The organism is Rheinheimera soli, from assembly GCF_031457405.1.
In the GTDB taxonomy this organism is placed as follows: domain Bacteria; phylum Pseudomonadota; class Gammaproteobacteria; order Enterobacterales; family Alteromonadaceae; genus Pararheinheimera; species Pararheinheimera soli_A.
The window spans coordinates 1-15,116 of the sequence record NZ_JAVDWR010000033.1 but is presented as its reverse complement, the minus strand read 5'-3'; the positions used below and the strand labels follow the sequence as shown (position 1 = coordinate 15,116).

General features: G+C 47.3%; 19 protein-coding genes. 2 read left to right on the top strand and 17 right to left on the bottom strand.

The genetic code is table 11. The features are described from left to right. Nucleotides 1-242 precede the first annotated feature (242 nt). From J2W69_RS20180 to J2W69_RS20160, 5 genes are all read right to left on the bottom strand, one after another. Complete coding sequence (locus J2W69_RS20180; protein ID WP_310281962.1) at nucleotides 243-1,193, bottom strand: tyrosine-type recombinase/integrase; 951 nt, start codon at nucleotides 1,191-1,193, stop codon at nucleotides 243-245. Beyond that, nucleotides 1,180-1,659, bottom strand: coding sequence for a hypothetical protein (locus J2W69_RS20175; RefSeq protein WP_310281961.1), 480 nt, complete (start codon nucleotides 1,657-1,659; stop codon nucleotides 1,180-1,182). Before J2W69_RS20175 ends, J2W69_RS20180 begins: the two co-directional genes overlap by 14 nt. Continuing rightward, nucleotides 1,656-2,408: an IS21-like element helper ATPase IstB gene (istB, locus tag J2W69_RS20170; protein WP_310281959.1), complete on the bottom strand. Its 753-nt coding sequence runs from the start codon at nucleotides 2,406-2,408 to the stop codon at nucleotides 1,656-1,658. The genes J2W69_RS20175 and istB (J2W69_RS20170) overlap by 4 nt, the downstream gene beginning before the upstream one ends. Before the next feature lies 1 nt (nucleotide 2,409). Continuing rightward, on the bottom strand, nucleotides 2,410-3,948 hold the full coding sequence (gene istA, locus J2W69_RS20165) for an IS21 family transposase (RefSeq protein ID WP_310281957.1): 1,539 nt from the start codon (nucleotides 3,946-3,948) through the stop codon (nucleotides 2,410-2,412). A gap of 212 nt (nucleotides 3,949-4,160) precedes the next feature. After that, nucleotides 4,161-4,460 carry a hypothetical protein gene (locus J2W69_RS20160; protein WP_310281954.1) on the bottom strand — a complete coding sequence of 100 codons (300 nt, stop codon included), beginning with the start codon at nucleotides 4,458-4,460 and terminating at the stop codon, nucleotides 4,161-4,163. A gap of 169 nt (nucleotides 4,461-4,629) precedes the next feature. Between J2W69_RS20160 and J2W69_RS20155 the strand changes: the two genes are divergently transcribed. Next, a complete protein-coding gene (locus J2W69_RS20155) occupies nucleotides 4,630-5,625 on the top strand; it encodes a hypothetical protein (protein WP_310281951.1) in 996 nt (331 codons plus the stop codon). A 286-nt stretch (nucleotides 5,626-5,911) separates the two neighbouring features. On the opposite strand, the gene J2W69_RS20150 is transcribed toward J2W69_RS20155, so the two are convergent. From J2W69_RS20150 to J2W69_RS20105, 10 genes are all read right to left on the bottom strand, one after another. Beyond that, nucleotides 5,912-6,235, bottom strand: a complete 324-nt coding sequence (locus J2W69_RS20150; RefSeq protein ID WP_310281949.1) for a hypothetical protein — start codon at nucleotides 6,233-6,235, stop codon at nucleotides 5,912-5,914. Nucleotides 6,236-6,247: 12 nt separating this feature from the next. Beyond that, complete coding sequence (locus J2W69_RS20145; RefSeq protein ID WP_310281948.1) at nucleotides 6,248-7,147, bottom strand: RHS repeat-associated core domain-containing protein; 900 nt, start codon at nucleotides 7,145-7,147, stop codon at nucleotides 6,248-6,250. A 53-nt stretch (nucleotides 7,148-7,200) separates the two neighbouring features. Continuing rightward, on the bottom strand, nucleotides 7,201-7,731 hold the full coding sequence (locus tag J2W69_RS20140; RefSeq protein ID WP_310281946.1) for a hypothetical protein: 531 nt from the start codon (nucleotides 7,729-7,731) through the stop codon (nucleotides 7,201-7,203). Beyond that, complete coding sequence (locus J2W69_RS20135; RefSeq protein ID WP_310281944.1) at nucleotides 7,725-7,904, bottom strand: hypothetical protein; 180 nt, start codon at nucleotides 7,902-7,904, stop codon at nucleotides 7,725-7,727. The genes J2W69_RS20140 and J2W69_RS20135 overlap by 7 nt, the downstream gene beginning before the upstream one ends. 140 nt (nucleotides 7,905-8,044) lie before the next feature. Beyond that, nucleotides 8,045-9,040, bottom strand: coding sequence for a tyrosine-type recombinase/integrase (locus tag J2W69_RS20130; protein WP_310281942.1), 996 nt, complete (start codon nucleotides 9,038-9,040; stop codon nucleotides 8,045-8,047). Continuing rightward, nucleotides 9,024-9,470 carry a hypothetical protein gene (locus J2W69_RS20125; RefSeq protein WP_310281940.1) on the bottom strand — a complete coding sequence of 149 codons (447 nt, stop codon included), beginning with the start codon at nucleotides 9,468-9,470 and terminating at the stop codon, nucleotides 9,024-9,026. The genes J2W69_RS20130 and J2W69_RS20125 overlap by 17 nt, the downstream gene beginning before the upstream one ends. After that, nucleotides 9,467-10,216, bottom strand: coding sequence for an IS21-like element helper ATPase IstB (istB, locus tag J2W69_RS20120; RefSeq protein ID WP_310281938.1), 750 nt, complete (start codon nucleotides 10,214-10,216; stop codon nucleotides 9,467-9,469). The genes J2W69_RS20125 and istB (J2W69_RS20120) overlap by 4 nt, the downstream gene beginning before the upstream one ends. 1 nt (nucleotide 10,217) lies before the next feature. After that, complete coding sequence (locus tag J2W69_RS20115) at nucleotides 10,218-11,156, bottom strand: Mu transposase domain-containing protein (protein ID WP_310281936.1); 939 nt, start codon at nucleotides 11,154-11,156, stop codon at nucleotides 10,218-10,220. After that, complete coding sequence (locus tag J2W69_RS20110; protein WP_310281934.1) at nucleotides 11,153-11,752, bottom strand: hypothetical protein; 600 nt, start codon at nucleotides 11,750-11,752, stop codon at nucleotides 11,153-11,155. The genes J2W69_RS20115 and J2W69_RS20110 overlap by 4 nt, the downstream gene beginning before the upstream one ends. Before the next feature lie 272 nt (nucleotides 11,753-12,024). After that, nucleotides 12,025-12,393 carry a hypothetical protein gene (locus J2W69_RS20105; RefSeq protein ID WP_310281932.1) on the bottom strand — a complete coding sequence of 123 codons (369 nt, stop codon included), beginning with the start codon at nucleotides 12,391-12,393 and terminating at the stop codon, nucleotides 12,025-12,027. 505 nt (nucleotides 12,394-12,898) lie between these two features. On the opposite strand from J2W69_RS20105, the gene J2W69_RS20100 reads away from it, so the two are divergent. Continuing rightward, nucleotides 12,899-13,516, top strand: coding sequence for a hypothetical protein (locus J2W69_RS20100; protein WP_310281930.1), 618 nt, complete (start codon nucleotides 12,899-12,901; stop codon nucleotides 13,514-13,516). A 310-nt stretch (nucleotides 13,517-13,826) separates the two neighbouring features. On the opposite strand, the gene J2W69_RS20095 is transcribed toward J2W69_RS20100, so the two are convergent. Continuing rightward, nucleotides 13,827-14,300, bottom strand: a complete 474-nt coding sequence (locus tag J2W69_RS20095; protein WP_473091930.1) for an Imm26 family immunity protein — start codon at nucleotides 14,298-14,300, stop codon at nucleotides 13,827-13,829. A 10-nt stretch (nucleotides 14,301-14,310) separates the two neighbouring features. Next, a complete protein-coding gene (locus J2W69_RS20090) occupies nucleotides 14,311-15,033 on the bottom strand; it encodes a hypothetical protein (RefSeq protein WP_310281926.1) in 723 nt (240 codons plus the stop codon). Nucleotides 15,034-15,116 lie beyond the last annotated feature (83 nt).

The window sequence follows — 15,116 nt, the reverse complement described above, 5'->3', positions numbered from 1 at the left end:
CTTGTTTGCTTGTTTGCTTGTTTGCTTGTTTGCTTGTTTGCTTGTTTGCTTGTTTGCTTGTTTGCTTGTTTGCTTGTTTGCTTGTTTGCTTGTTTGCTTGTTTTTAAAGTGTTTGATTGCTCTGTTCATTTGTAAAGTGGCTATAAAGCCTAAAAGGATTATCCGCAATATTCGAAATAACGTCAAGTTTTTCGCAATATTCGAAATAAGAGGAGTAAAGGTTCATCCCTGAACCTGTTTTGTTATCGATGAGCGGCCGGCGGGTGAGTCCTGTTATACACTTCACGTAGTTTTACCATGCTGACATGCACGTAAATTTGCGTAGTGGATAGATCCGCATGCCCCAGAAACTCCTGTACATGACGAATATCCGCGCCATTATCTACCATGTGTGTCGCTGCTGCATGGCGGTATTGATTGCAAGCTCCGGTCTTTCGAATATCTGATAGCTTGATGTACTTCGCCACCAACTCAGACAACTGCGCTGCCCGAAAAGGCTTGCCATTATTAGCCAGAAACAGAACTTTACCTGAATACTCATTAGCCAATAGGCTTCTGACCTCCTTCAAATAACGGTAGATCCAAAAGCAAGCATTTCTGGCCAGCGGCACATACCTGTCCTTAAAACCCTTGCCCTGATTAACCCTCAACTGGTACTGCTCAAAATCAACATCATCCAGTGTTAAAGTTCCAAGTTCAAAGCGTCGGATCCCAGATGCGTAGTACGTTTCCATAATAGCTCTGTCCCTTACCCCCCGCAGGCCATAGTGCTCTGATTGCAGCAGAACTTTCTTCACCTCCAATTCACTCAGGATCGGCCTGGGAAGCCGCCTGCCAATTTTAGGCAACTCGAAGTGCTCAGTGCTATTCACCAAGAGCACTCCTTTGATAAACAACGTCCTGATCAGTACTTTGACAGCTGTTAAGCGGTAACGGATGGTGGCACGACAGACTGGCTCACTGGTTCGGGCTTTCCGGTAGTGATAAAGATACTGTTGGTAGCTGTCTAACAGGTCAAGATTAACCTGATCCAGCTCCACAACAGCATGCGCCTCACACCACTGCCGAAACTGTGATAACACCGAGGCCTTACTGACGACTGTGTTTTCACTTTGACCTTTTGCCCGGCACAATTCAAGGTAATAACGGATACAACTCTCCATAGCCATAGACGCCGGTTTAATCAGTAGCATACCGACCTCCCCACGCCATGATGCTGAACTGAACAGGAGTTATGTAAACACTCTGTCTGTACCACTGGATAATACGTGGTGCCGGTCTGCTCGGGCAGATCAGCTTCACCCCACAAGCAGCGATCAGCTTGTCGCCTTCAAACACCGGCTCGACGATACATCCTCTGAAAATTTCATGACCTGTGGGTTTAGTCAGACCAACACGGCGGAGCGTGCCACGAAATCCTGCACCATCCGGTCTGTTTGACGTTTGTACATAGTAGTTTAGCTTTCGATCACATATTCCTATCCGATACGCCACAATCATGTCTACAGGGATCCCCCGCCGGTTTAACTTCTGGCAGGCATTCGAGTTGGCCAGCAATCGCTGATGGTAAATATCAAAGAGCTGCTTCAGATACACATCGGCCACATCGACGGAGGTCAGCATCTGTTCAAACTCATCAATATGCAGTTCTGTGTTCATGCTTCGCCCTCCCTGACTGTTTTGTACGTTTTGCGTATAGAGCCGCCATGTAACTCCAATCTATGAGCACGATGGATAATGCGATCCATAATGGCATCTGCAATAGTTGGCTCGTTGATATAGTTGTGCCACTGGCTGATTGGCAACTGAGACGTCATGATGAGCGACCCCGATTCGATGCGATCCTCTACCAACTCCAACATGTCCTGTCGGTTTCGGTCATTCAATGGTGTTATCGCCCAATCATCCAGAATAAGCAGCCTGAACTTCGACAACTGATTACGCAGCTTAGGCAACGAGCCATCCTTACGGGCTATATCCAGCTCTTCCATCAGCAGACTAAACCGCTTGTACAATACCGGAAGGTTTCGTTTGATTGCCTCATTTGCCAAAGCACAGGCAATCCAGCTCTTTCCCACTCCCGTCGGGCCGGTGATCAATAAGAACTGATGTCGAGCGATCCAATCACAACGACTCAATGCCGAAAGATGACTTTTATCAATACCGCGTTTGGCCAGATAATCAACATTCTCCACGCAGGCTTGAGCCTGCTTCAGTTTGGCTGCTCTTTGTAGCCGCTCACGCTTTTTCTGGCATTTGTACTGAATTTCCTCACAGGTTAGAAATGTCAGTACATCGACCACTGGCATCGCAGACATGTCAGGAGTTTCCAGTACTCTCTGTAACGCTGCACTCATACCGGACAGACAAAGTACCTGCAGATTTTCAAAGACTTGGTGCTCACTCATCTTAGCGCCCTCCATTCACAAAATAGTCAGGGCCCCGAACATTATGGTGCAGTGGTAACTGCACCTGCACCGGAATATTGTCATCGACAGATCCATCCAAATGACATTGCAGAATAGAGCGGACACTGCTGACTGTCAGCGATTGAATTTCACAGGCACATCGGCAGGCTTTTTCAAAGCGGACGCTCCCGTACTGTCTGGCCAGTTTCTGCAACTGGGCACAGGCTTTACACCCCTGCAGCGAATGCTCAGGCTTGTTGGCAAATTGGGCCAACACCAGAGCCACTGTACTTTCTCCATATTCAGCGGCCCATTGCATAAAATACGACCTGGATTGCTGAGCATAAGCCTGATGACTTTTCGGGCGATGGCTGTGCTCTGTCGTTGCACCGCCTTTAACGAAGCCACGCATATGCACTGTCACTAATCTATGTTGGAAGTAGATCTCAACCTTGTCCTGACAAACCTTAATATCAACACTCTGATTTGTCAGCTCATAAGGTACGGAATACGCATGAACCAACGCATACACATGATAATCACGGTCCACCCTCTGCTGGTGTATCCATTGCCCTATATCAAAGGGCTTGACCGGCAACGCCATCAGGGCAGTTTTTTCGTTCTCCTCATAGCGCTCACGACGATTGCCTTCATAACGTTTGAAGGGCCGCTGATTTAATTGCTCCAGTAACGCCTTCATAGCCTGATTAATTTCCGCAATGCTAAAGAACTGCTGGCGGCGCAGCACGACGGTGATCCACCGTGTAACCAATAAGACGCCAATTTCTGCCAGAGATTTATCCTGTGGACGTCTGACCCTGGCAGGTTCAATCACAAAGCCATAATGCTCAGACAACTCCTCATAACTGTGATTCAGCACCGGGGATCTGCCCGGCAAGGTGACCGCAGACTTCAGGTTATCCGGCACCACTAACTGGGAAACACCATCAAAATAAACAAACATCTTCTGATGAGCACCTAACCAATCTTCAAGCTTTTGAGATCGCACTGCCATAGCAAACACCAGTTGGGAATAGCCCAGAACTCCCACAAAAATCTCAGCAAAATGCTCCTCCCCAGTGCCTGTATCTGTCCACGGAATACGCTTCCCCGCAAAATCGACAAAGCATACTTCGCCTGGTGCGTAATATTGACGCATGGAAACATCAATGGATTTCACGTAGTCACGGTAATAGTAAGTAAACTGCGAGTAACAGTAGGCATCTTGCGGGCGTAAGCCACGGTATTCTTCCCAAAGCTGGATAAGTGTTTGATGCTTAGCCTGCATTAACTGGTGAATATGCGGCCAATCGGGTTGACGTTTACCACTCTCCGCTTGTTTAGGCGGGTTGAGCTGACGAAGCAACTGATTGTCTGCAAGTTGCTCTATTTCCGAAACAGTCAATCGAGTTTCTTTCAACCTCCTCCGATAAGTTAGCACGGTGTTAGGCGACGTACCTGAGAGTTGCGCAATACGACGGTTTGAAAAATTGGTACTCAGCAACAACCGGATCAGCTGTCGCAATGTTTGTGTGCTCATTTCGAGCCTCCTTAATTTCAATGTAAATGAAATCAAGGCACACACAGGCCTGAGTCTCCGCACAAGGCAGAAACTTGACAGCCAGACCTGGGAAAGCTTTAATGAATTCGTCGACGGTTCAACATTCGACGAGTTCCGAAAAAGTCAGCACCGCCACAGTGCTGGCTTTTTCACTTTCAGTGCCTTGCAACTACACCACTAAAACGCTTGTGTCATTCACCGATAATCCTGTCCTCCGGTTTGTGTTGATGCTCCAATCGTTGTTTTGCCAGCCACAGCGCAATATCTCTGACCAGCGCAAAACGCCCTCTCCTTCCTTGAATGCTAAACAACTCAATGGGAAAGTTTCTTTGCGAGACGTGCTTGCGTAAAGAGTGGATACTTCGATAACCCATCGCCTCTGCCAGCTTTTCACCAGTCAACAGCGGGGAGCCATAAGCATGCATCAGTTCACGCTCCAGTTTGAGCGCCAACATCTCTGCTTCTGTCGCCATATTCGTATCTGTTTGCATTGCAGAAAACCTGCTTGGAATTCATGAGATTAAGTAAGAATATTCAGCTCTGCTAAACTTGCATAAGGCTTTATTTTTAAATTAAAGGCACGAGTTCCCACATGATTAATAGATCAAAAACCAGACTATTCAATGCGTTAACTTGCAGTGGAAAAATTCGGCATCAATAATGCCAAATTTATTTTTTACCGTGTATACCTTTGAACAGTACTTAACTCTTTCCCGAAAAACCAAATCATTGGCCACACGGTATTGGTGTGCTTGCTTAAAAGCTTATCTTGGAGCGTCCAGCGCCTACGACGTGAAAAAGAAGTTACTGACGGCAGAAGAAAAACTCAAAAATAGCGCAGACTGGCTAAACAAATCATCGCGGTTTTTTAATAAAAAAGAACAGGGAGAGCCTGTCATCAGGCTTTATGTAGTTGAGGACATCGACAGACGAGCCAATGCTCCGTTCAGTTTTGCATCTCTGCTGTGTCATCCACTCTGGCAATTGATCGATAACCGCACACCTTCGAAGCACTCAATCAACCTGGCACTGACCAACCTGCCACACCACTATGTTCAAATGCTTTTCAGCCCGGACGAGCACGGGAATTTGGTACGAAAGAAAAAGCTCAGCAACAACGCGATCAAAACACTTTATAGAAGCACTGATATTCACGCGTTCACCTGCTGGATAGCCTTCACACTTGAATTAATTGATCACGATAATCCTCAGATGATGGATGCAACCCAACTATCGGCGATCCAGTATCTTTTGAAGATGACACTTGCCACACCTTTTGCAGCAATAGCTGAAGATTTATACCTGTATCTGCATCATCAATTCCGACTGTATTTTCATAGGCATGCAAATCCATTTCATTACGTCTTGATTTACTACAAACCTGACAGGGAAAGAATTTCACTGCCACTACGATTAATATCCAACTATTGCGTTAGCATCAAACCAACTTTGGAACTGTATGAGGAGTTATATAGAAGAGCAATACAGACAGGTATTGTTACAGAATCACATCAAGAGCGAATTACCTTTTTCAATTTTATTCGTCATACCGAAATACAAGAACTTTCGGATATTTTATATCAATCTAAAAACCATCCTTCAGATCTGAGAGATTTAAAACATCAAATATTTAGGCGTATTTTTGCGTATCACTAACAGCAAGATGGGCAGGCATCGGCAGTAGAACTGATCTGCCTTGAGCAGCAGAAAGGATCAATCTTGCCAGCCCCACTAGATGTAGGCACTGGCCCAGATTGCCTACCCTTCCGGTTTGCCCTGACCGGTTCTACCGGAAAAGGCTGCTCACCCTGCTGGTGGTTTTGCTCAGTTTAGATCGAAAAAAGGACACCGGGTTATGGGTGTCCTTTGTATTTAGAGAGAACAGGGAAAGGAGCAATAATCCATCCCTATTATTTCCGTGAATGTTATAAACGGGCCGTTATCAGACAAAATTAATGTTGAAATCATTAATTAATGTATCAATTATAGGTTTGAAATAATCAGATGAAAGCAGATCATCTCTAATAACCGAAATAGTCAAAAGATGCACTTTCTCATCTTCTCCACATTCGAGAATTATAGTTGCAAGCAGTTCAGCGTTGACAACCAACTCCCATATAGAACTGAACGAAGTGAAGCTCATGTATGCCCACTCCCCTTCATTATTCTCTCGTAGCTTTAATTCTTTCCATAAAAAGCTTCCAAGATCATCATGTAATTCAAAATTTTCCCAACCGCCGATTGGTTTCATGTGCTTAGTAATCAAAATAATACTCCATCATGGCGTCATGTGATTAGTAAAGTAAGTAGCTAATCGTTGCCTGTTTTCTAAGTTAAACCCCTCAGCTCCAGCAGGATGAATTAACCTAGCATGATTAATAAAATTGCTCGTAGGATCTGCCATGACGTCAAAACCAGCTTCTCGAATTCCCCTCAAACTTACTTGACCTGTGATTGTAAATGAGAAATTGGGGAATTTACTTCGAAATTGGGCCGCAGCAGCCTGCGCATCACTGCTTACAAGCATAGAAATACCGGGTGGTGATAGCCCCTTTTCCATCTCTTTTAATTTAAGATTGTTTGCAGCACCACCAGCGATCCTGAATAAGCTAACCCCATCATCGCTTGATTTCCCTTGTAGTGCGTCCTGCAATATCGATGCTGAATTATTAGCTATATTGGCGGCAATAGTAGGCGCAACCAACGTTTCCATTTCATCATCAGTCGCAGTGCTCATTGGTGTTAAAGCAATACCTGCAATTCCTCCTTTGGACAAGGAACCAGCAACAGACCTTGCGGCATTCCCTATTTGGCTTACAACATTTTTTGAGACTTCCTTAACAGACCCAATGGTCATACTTGCTGGTATCCCGCCACTAAAATTTACAGTTGCGGTCTGTGTTGCGCCATTTGAGTACGTTCCTTTTGCCGATACTGAACTTGTCACCTCTCGCTTAATCCGCGAACCAGTCGGTGCAATCTTTTCTTTTTTCTCAGTAACTTCTACTTTTTCTAACTTAGGTTTTTCAATTGTATACCCCGTAGGATCCGTTCCCGCCAGAGGGTTATTCATAATGTACGAATAAGGGTTCAGCGATTGACTATTACCAGGTGACTGAATAACAGGGTCTACCGATAAGAACCTACCAAGGTTGTAATCATACCCCCGACCGTTCATATGAACTTGTCGGAACTATAGCGTCAGACAGGCAATAAAATCAAAGGGTTAATTTACTGATTGGCGATATGGATATACATGGTTCGCAGCTCTGTTTTATCGTCGTCTGTGGTTTCTATCAATGTAAAACCGTGATCACGATACAGCTGGATAAGTGCGGGGTTGTTTTCACATTCGAGGATAATTACTCTGCCACCAACCAACTCTCTGGCGTCGTGAATTATGCTGTAAATTTCGGCAAGAATATCAGCAAGCGTAATGCGGTTATTCTGCACACTGAAGTTTTTACCTAATTGGCCAATCAGAAATGCTCTGATCCGCTCGGCGTTTTTATTAAAACCATCAAGGCGTTTTACCTGTGATTTATTGAGTGCGGCACTTTCCAATACTAATTCTTTAAACGAGACTGAAAAATACGCCAAGATGGAGCCTTGTTCATCAAGTATGAGTCTGGTTCGGGCGTTATGAGTCTTTTCAAAAGCTATAGATTTTTGCTTCAGAAAGTTTTCGACATCTGGATTTCTAGGGCAGGAAAATAATGAAAGGAGACGAGTTGTTGGTTCTTCACCAAGTTCCTCTAACAAGTCTCCAAGTTTGACAATTGTTGTTTTAATAACGCGATACCTTTCACACTGTCAGCTTTGTAATTGCGCTTTTTAATCTTTACCTGGCGCGGTGCTTCCAGGTCTTTATGGATCTGCTCGATAGACTTGCTATCGCTTACCACAAAGTTTCTGTCAAACGATGCAGTTGCCATCAGACACCTCCTGTTCGGTTAAAACCTAGACTGAGTATAACACTATCCCTTCTGTATTTGAAACCACACAAAAAACCGGTAGTACTCCAATCTAAAATAAGGCAGCATCAACCTAAGCCGATGCCGCCTGTATATTCGATTTACCTGGCCCCTTGTGGCTTCGTAAGTTGTGGATTTTTACCTGGCTTACCACGTGCAGCCGGGTGTGTTTTTGCATACACATCTTTAAGCTTGCCAATCGCCACATGGGTATACACCTGCGTTGTTGAAATACTGGCATGCCCCAGCATTTCCTGCACATGGCGAATATCAGCCCCGTACTCCAGCATCAGCGTCGCTGTGGTATGGCGGTATAAATTGCAGGCCCCTCTTTTGCCAATGCCCGCCAAACGCACATACTTTGCGGCCAGCGCCGAAAGACGTCTGGGTTTGATGGCATAACCTGTACTGTCCAGAAACAACATGCGCCCGGAATGCACTGCGGCCAGACGGGGCCGGGTGCTTTGCAGGTAGCTGGTGATCCAATCACAGGCACGGGGTGCTATAGGTACGAACCTGTCTTTATTGCCTTTGCCTTGCTCTACCCGCAGCACATGACCCACATGGTCTACATCATCCAGCGTCAGGCGGCTTAACTCCCCGCGACGAATGCCTGTGGCATAGTAGGTTTCCAGAATAGCCCTGTCCCGCACACCCAGCTCACCGTACACCAGCGTCTGTTTCAGCATGGCCTCAATCTCCGGCTCGCTAAACACCGCTTTGGGCAAGCGATAGCCCGGACTTGGCAATTCAAACCGCTCCAGTGTCGGATGCTCCATACAGCCTTTGATATACATGCTGTGCATAAACACCTTCACCACCGTTAAACGGTTCCGCTGCGTCCCCCGCGATAAAGGCCGCCCATGAACCGGGTGCCGGTAACTGTGCAGATACAGCTGGTAGCGGTCCATCATATCCAGCGTGATATCACTTAGTTGTCTGTCACCAGAAGGTGTCAGCCAGCGCATAAACAGGCTAAGCCCATTCTGTTTCGACGCCACAGTTTCACTGCTTTGTCCTTTGGCCAAACACAGCTGCAGGTAATAACGGATACAGTCGTCTATATCGCCGTTATCGGGTTTAATCAGTGGTTGCATAACCACCTCCGGCTTCCATCGGCCTGAACCAGTCAATCCAGCGGGAACAACGTGCAGGCAGCCGCACCGCAACACGTTTGCCCTTGATGGCCAGCAACATTCCGTTGTCATCAAAGATAGGCACCACAATACAGCCCCGGAACACTTCATGGCCATTGGGTTTGAGCACACCAAGACGCTGCAACGCCCCCCGTATGGCGCCACCTTCGCTGGTGTCTGCAGAAGACAAATGCAGCCCCAAAGTGCGGTCACAGTAGCCCCAGCGTTGTCGCCTCATATCATCCGGCAGAACAGCCACCAGATGCTGTAAGCGTGGGTAATGCACCATCAGTTGCTGATGGTAGTAACTGACAACCTGTTCAAGGTAGGAATCGTCGGTACTCCACAGGGGGAGCTTTTCGGTAGTGCGTTTGGTCTGAGTACGCATCATGCACCTCCTGCTGGTAACGACTGGCGGCGTCGCATCGGACCACCACTGAGCTCAATGCGGTGGGAGCGATGCACGATGCGGTCTAAAATGGCATCGGCGATGGTCAGCTCGCCAATGTAGTCGTGCCATTTATCCAGCGGTAACTGACTGGTCATCAGTACAGAGCTGCGACCACTGCGCTCTTCCATCAACTCCAGCAATTCGTGACGGCCAGCAACAGACAATGGCGTCATGGCCCAGTCATCCATCACCAGCAGTTTTACCTTGGCAAGTTGCGCCCGAAGTTTAGGTAAAGAGCCATCACGCCGTGCAACATCCAGCTCTTCCAGCAACAACGAGAAACGCTTATAAAGAGTCGGATGGCCATGGCGAATGGCCTGACTTGCCAGTGCACAGGCCAGCCAGGTTTTGCCCACTCCGGTAGGGCCGGTTAACACAATAAACTGATTGTGCTGAAGCCATTCTGAGGTAGCCAACGAAGCGATGTAACTGCGGTCCAGCCTGCGGCCGGGTTGATAATCCACATCCTCCAGACAAGCCTGTGGGTATTTAAGTTTGGCCCGCTTAAACAAGCCCAGCTGCTTGCGTTCGTCTCTGGATAACTGTTCCGCATCAATCAGCTGCGCCAACCGCTCTTCAAAGGAGCGACCAAGGAATTCAGGCGCAACCAATTGTTGACGCAGCGCATCCGCCATCCCCGACAAATGCAACCGGCATAACGCCTCCACACTATGATGATTCAGCATCTCAGAGCCCTCCACGGAAATAGTCGGCACCACGCACATTCTGATGCAGTGGTAACTGGCCCTGCACAGGAACCGCAGGCTCCTGACGCTGATCCAGTTTGCACTGCAAAATAGAACGCACACTCTTGACCGTCAGCGACTGAATATCACAGGCGCAGCGACACGCCAGCTCAAAGCGTTCATTGCCATACACCCTTGCCAGACGTTGCAGCTCAGTGCAGGCATTCCCGGCCGGAGCTGAATGTTCAGGTCGGCCCACAAACTGTGCCTTCACCAGTGCCACTGCTGCCGTACCAACCGTTTCCGCCCATACCATAAATCGGGGTAAACACAGCTCGGCATACTTCTGATGATCCGGATGACGGTGGCTATCCTGTGTGCTTTGCCCATCTTCCCAGTTGCTGCGGGCATGGGTCGCCACACGCACACCTTTGTGGATCAGCTCTACCGTATTTGCCGTCACCCGCACTTCTACCTTTTCACCTATCAGCAGATAGGGAACGGAATACGAATGGCCAAACACAAGCACATGGTAATCGGTCGGCACTTTTCTGGCTGGCAGCCACTCGGCCGGGCAATACCGCTCTGCAGGCAGTGGCTGCAGTGCAGAGCGTTCAGTCTGTTCAAACCGGCTGCGCCGACAACCGGGCATGCGCCTGAATGCTTTGCTATTCATCCGCTCCATCACTTCTTCCAAGGCCTGATTAATCTCATCCAGACTAAAGAAGGTACGGCCCCGAAAGACATGGGTGATATACCGCGACACCAGTTTCACAGCGTTTTCAACCAACGATTTATCTTTAGACCGCCGCACCCGGGCGGGTTCAACCACCAGATTGTAGTGACTGGCCATTTCCTGATAATCCCGGTTTAAATGCGGTGACGCACCGGCTCGGATCACCGCCGCTTTCAGGTTATCCGGCACCACTACTTTGGTCACCCCCCAAAGTATTCAAACATTGCCACATGCGCAGCCACAAAACAGGCGGTCTGTTGACTGTTGCAGGCGCGAATAAAGGTCAGCAATGAATACCCCGGCACGCCAACAAAAATCTGTGCATAGCGTTGGCATTGGGCTTTTGTATCGGTCCAGGGAATGGTTTTACCTGCATAATCAACGTAGCAGGTATCCCCCGGATAATGAGTTTGCCGCATCGTCCAGCCTCGCCTGGCTTTGCACAACCGTAAAATCTCACAAAACTGCGAAAATGAGTAAGCGGTTGCCGGATCTGCACGGCGGTAGTCTTCCCAAATCAACATTCGGGTTTGCAGTGGATCTTCAAGCAATGACTCTATAAACAACGTGTCAGGCATTCGCTTATTCAGCGCCAGTGCCCGTACTTTGTTAAATCGTTGATACAGCGTGTCATCGTCCATCTGTTTGAGTACAGGCCAACTGGTTTGCTGCCGGTTCAGCAGCAATCGGTAACGCCGCACTGTATTGGGCGCCAGCTTTAGTGATCGGGCAATACGCCGGTTGGAATAGGCTGTCGTAAGTAACAACCTGAGGACTTCCCTGAGTGTACATGCAGTCATGGGGTTCACCTTGTTTTTGGGCAACACGCCGCTGCATCAGGTCAATAAACCCAATGGCCAGACGCGGTTGCAACAGTAATCAATGGCGCAGCACTACAAAGCGCTGCACCGGCTTGACAACAGCAAGGGGAGAAACAATACTTAGGCTCAAGTCAGGCCTTGTAAACTTTGACTCAAGTAATAGAACCTCGGAATGAACGTCCGGGGTTTTATTGTTTCTGGCCCTGGTGATTTTTTTGGTTACATATCGACCTCCTTCCTGTGTTGCCAGGTTAGTTTGTGTTCGTCAGCCGCTGTTCGGCGAGCCACAGGGCCACATCTCTTGTCAGCGCAAATTTGCCGCGCCGCTCTGCAATAGGAAACACCGCCACCGGCACAGTCTGTCGGCTGACCGCCTGACGAAACGCATCAGCGCTGCCATACCCCAGAGCTTTTACCAACACCATGCCTGACATCAAGGGGCCATAGCGTTCCTGCAGTTCTTCATAAAGCAAATGCGACAACGCGGTCTGCGGACTCTGTGGTGCAGGTGGTGTTTTGTGTTCAGAAACAGCCACACCGGCCCCCAGCAATTCCCTGAGTTCCAAGCTTAAAGCCCTGGCCAATGCCGCAACAAATTCTTTATCTACTGTGCTTTTCACAAACAAGGCCCCTTAATCACAGGATCACATAAACTTTGACTGTAGCTGGTAAACAGGAAAAATCAGCGGGATCGGGAAAAGATGATTTCTGTGTTTTGATCCCGAAATAAACTATGTTTGAACATGACTATGGCGCATATATAGGGGAATTTATGGCCCTAAATCACTTTCGCATCTGTTGATGCGAAATTCTGCCGACAATCTGAGCCGGATTATCTACCTGTTCCGGGCTCAGCTTTTTATCTATTTGGTCTGTGATCGACTGAAGATCCCACGGACAGGACCCGATTTGTCTGAGTACTTTGAAGGGGACCGCAGCTTTGGCTCAAAATGGCGGCGATATCTGGAACGGAAAACGGCCCCATCGGCAGAAAGTTACCGGCTTATTCTGGACAAAGCTGCTACGGTGCCAGGGTTAAAAGCAGAGCTGCACAGCTTTTATACCTCTCCCTTCTGGCAGGCGCTGAGCTTTACACCTGGCCAACAGATAGAAAATGCACAGCGTATGGCGTTTTACAAAACACTGCCTGCCAAACTGCAATCTCACCTGTTCAAAAAGGCCACTGGCAGTGATGGAGCCGATCGCAATGGCATCCCGATCCTCAGCTGCTCACTGGAAGCCATTACAGATGTGGCCGATTTGAATGCACTGGCTGCGCTTATTGTGCTGGCAACACAAGGACAGGACGCTGGTTTATATTTCAGAGGCAAAGTTAAATTAAAGTTATTTAATCTGCTGGTGTATTTTCTTCGCTCATCCCCTTTTCATTATTTTTATTATGAAATCTTCTGCCTCGTCAAAACACTGTCTTTTACAGAAGAACAGCCAGACTTTGCCGATTATGCGAAGGATTCTCTTTGGTTAAGCAGCCAGGATGAAATACGGAATTTTATAAGGATGGACGGCATTATTATTTCCATGGTTAAAGAGGCCGCATTAATAACCACAGAGCAGGAAGAGCGGGATTTTTTAACCCTTCACAATAAATCAGGCAACAGCTTTTTAGAGATCATATTGAACACCAGCCCAAGTAGTGAATCCGACATCCGGCTCAGAAAGATGTACATCACCACTTTGAACCGCAAGCGTCCCAAACACCGGCATATCCCGCTGGGCAGCTAACCAGCGAGGCAGGCAGGGCTTTTCGGTTGAAGTGAGCAACACAAACCGGTTTTATTGAGCATATCAACCGGTGTCAACACCCTGTAGGCGCTGGCGAAGATTGCCCGCCGTTCCGGTTTGCCCTGACCGGTTCTACCGGTTTGGTCTGCTCACCCTGCTGGTGATTTTGCTCACTTTAAATAGAAAAAAGGACACCGGGTTATGGGTGTCCTTTTTGTTAAAACATTAGAGGCAATCAATTACCAAAAATTTTTTACATCCTTAAGTAAAGAAGAACAGTAATATAATAAAAAATATCACCCACATTGAATTACATTTCAATATTTAACTGCTTTTTAATTGCAAAAACAGAACTACTGCTTTCACCTTTAAAATATTCCTTTAATCGTTCGACAACATCCTCCGCAAACCAAATAGTTAACAACTCCAAACCTTGGACATCATTATCTTCTGCAGGCATTGAAACGCCGTCATAATATATAAAATAGTTTTCACTACCTACTGGTTTATGTAAAAATCGAGATGCGGCTTTGAAATGTGCAGGCAAGTCAATTTGCCCCACGTAATGCCACCCCCCTACTTTATGCTCCCCTTTGGCAACGAGAATTCTGAAAATAATTGGCTTTTCAATTAACCCATTAGGCAGAGATGCGTCATTAGACTGATAATCAAAAAAAGCAAACTCATTACCTACACATGCAACACAAAAAGAAAAGCTTTGATTGTCTAATGGGATGGCGAAAACCATTCCGTTGCTAATTTTATTCCCAACACTCTTTGACACTTTCAAAGTATTATCTCCAATCTAATCTATACCGCTCAGGCGAATTATCCGGTATATCACCAAATGCCTTTCTAGCCGCATTCATATAGTACGGCCTATTAGGGTTAAAATCTGCTACCCCGTTTATCAAATTTCTTGCTGTACCACCAACACTTTGTGCGCCACCATAAAAATCAATCAACTGCTGCTCCCTTCCACGAATAGCTGCTCTGTCTGTAGAAATCTGATCAATAGTTGGACTTCTAAATCCTTCAGCAGTCAAATGCATTTGTCCTAATGAACGCCTATACACGATATCATCAGGGGGACCATACCCTCCGGTTCGTCCGGCATACACCTGGCCAGTTTTAGGGTTTATCCGCGTATAGGTTACATAGGTGTATTGCCTATCTTTGTCTTGAACCGAGTCCCCAGAAAGCGACAAGAGTGCGGTTAAACCAGCCCCTCCAGCAGCAGATCGCATCCCTGCGACAAACCAATCTCCATATGCACCCAAACCACCGAGAATCGAACCTTCTCCAGCCAAACCAATTGCTGCGAATGACCCACTACTGAAAAGTGAACTTTCCTGAACGTATTCAGAGACAGTCCCCTCAGACAAAGCATCCTCAAAAGCCTGATTTGACTGTTTGTTGAGATCTGAAGCCTGCGAACTCTGCTGAGTTGTTTTGCCTTGTGGGGTCGCCCCATTACCAGCTCCACCAACTCCGGTCATAGTCACTGTAGTGGTCAAGTATTTCCGGACACTAACTTAGGTTGTTCTGCTATCACTGGCGGTAACCCAGCATTAAAGCTGTGTGGCCGCCTGTGGTTGTA

Excerpts from the sequence above, each read along its gene's own strand:
- J2W69_RS20180 (WP_310281962.1), bottom strand. The coding sequence starts at position 1,193 with ATGCTACTGATTAAACCGGCGTCTATGGCTATGGAGAGTTGTATCCGT.
- J2W69_RS20175 (WP_310281961.1), bottom strand. The coding sequence starts at position 1,659 with ATGAACACAGAACTGCATATTGATGAGTTTGAACAGATGCTGACCTCC.
- istB (WP_310281959.1), bottom strand. The coding sequence starts at position 2,408 with ATGAGTGAGCACCAAGTCTTTGAAAATCTGCAGGTACTTTGTCTGTCC.
- istA (WP_310281957.1), bottom strand. The coding sequence starts at position 3,948 with ATGAGCACACAAACATTGCGACAGCTGATCCGGTTGTTGCTGAGTACC.
- J2W69_RS20160 (WP_310281954.1), bottom strand. The coding sequence starts at position 4,460 with ATGCAAACAGATACGAATATGGCGACAGAAGCAGAGATGTTGGCGCTC.
- J2W69_RS20155 (WP_310281951.1), top strand. The coding sequence starts at position 4,630 with ATGCCAAATTTATTTTTTACCGTGTATACCTTTGAACAGTACTTAACT.
- J2W69_RS20145 (WP_310281948.1), bottom strand. The coding sequence starts at position 7,147 with ATGAACGGTCGGGGGTATGATTACAACCTTGGTAGGTTCTTATCGGTA.
- J2W69_RS20135 (WP_310281944.1), bottom strand. The coding sequence starts at position 7,904 with ATGGCAACTGCATCGTTTGACAGAAACTTTGTGGTAAGCGATAGCAAG.
- J2W69_RS20130 (WP_310281942.1), bottom strand. The coding sequence starts at position 9,040 with ATGCAACCACTGATTAAACCCGATAACGGCGATATAGACGACTGTATC.
- J2W69_RS20125 (WP_310281940.1), bottom strand. The coding sequence starts at position 9,470 with ATGATGCGTACTCAGACCAAACGCACTACCGAAAAGCTCCCCCTGTGG.
- istB (WP_310281938.1), bottom strand. The coding sequence starts at position 10,216 with ATGCTGAATCATCATAGTGTGGAGGCGTTATGCCGGTTGCATTTGTCG.
- J2W69_RS20110 (WP_310281934.1), bottom strand. The coding sequence starts at position 11,752 with ATGACTGCATGTACACTCAGGGAAGTCCTCAGGTTGTTACTTACGACA.
- J2W69_RS20100 (WP_310281930.1), top strand. The coding sequence starts at position 12,899 with ATGGCGTTTTACAAAACACTGCCTGCCAAACTGCAATCTCACCTGTTC.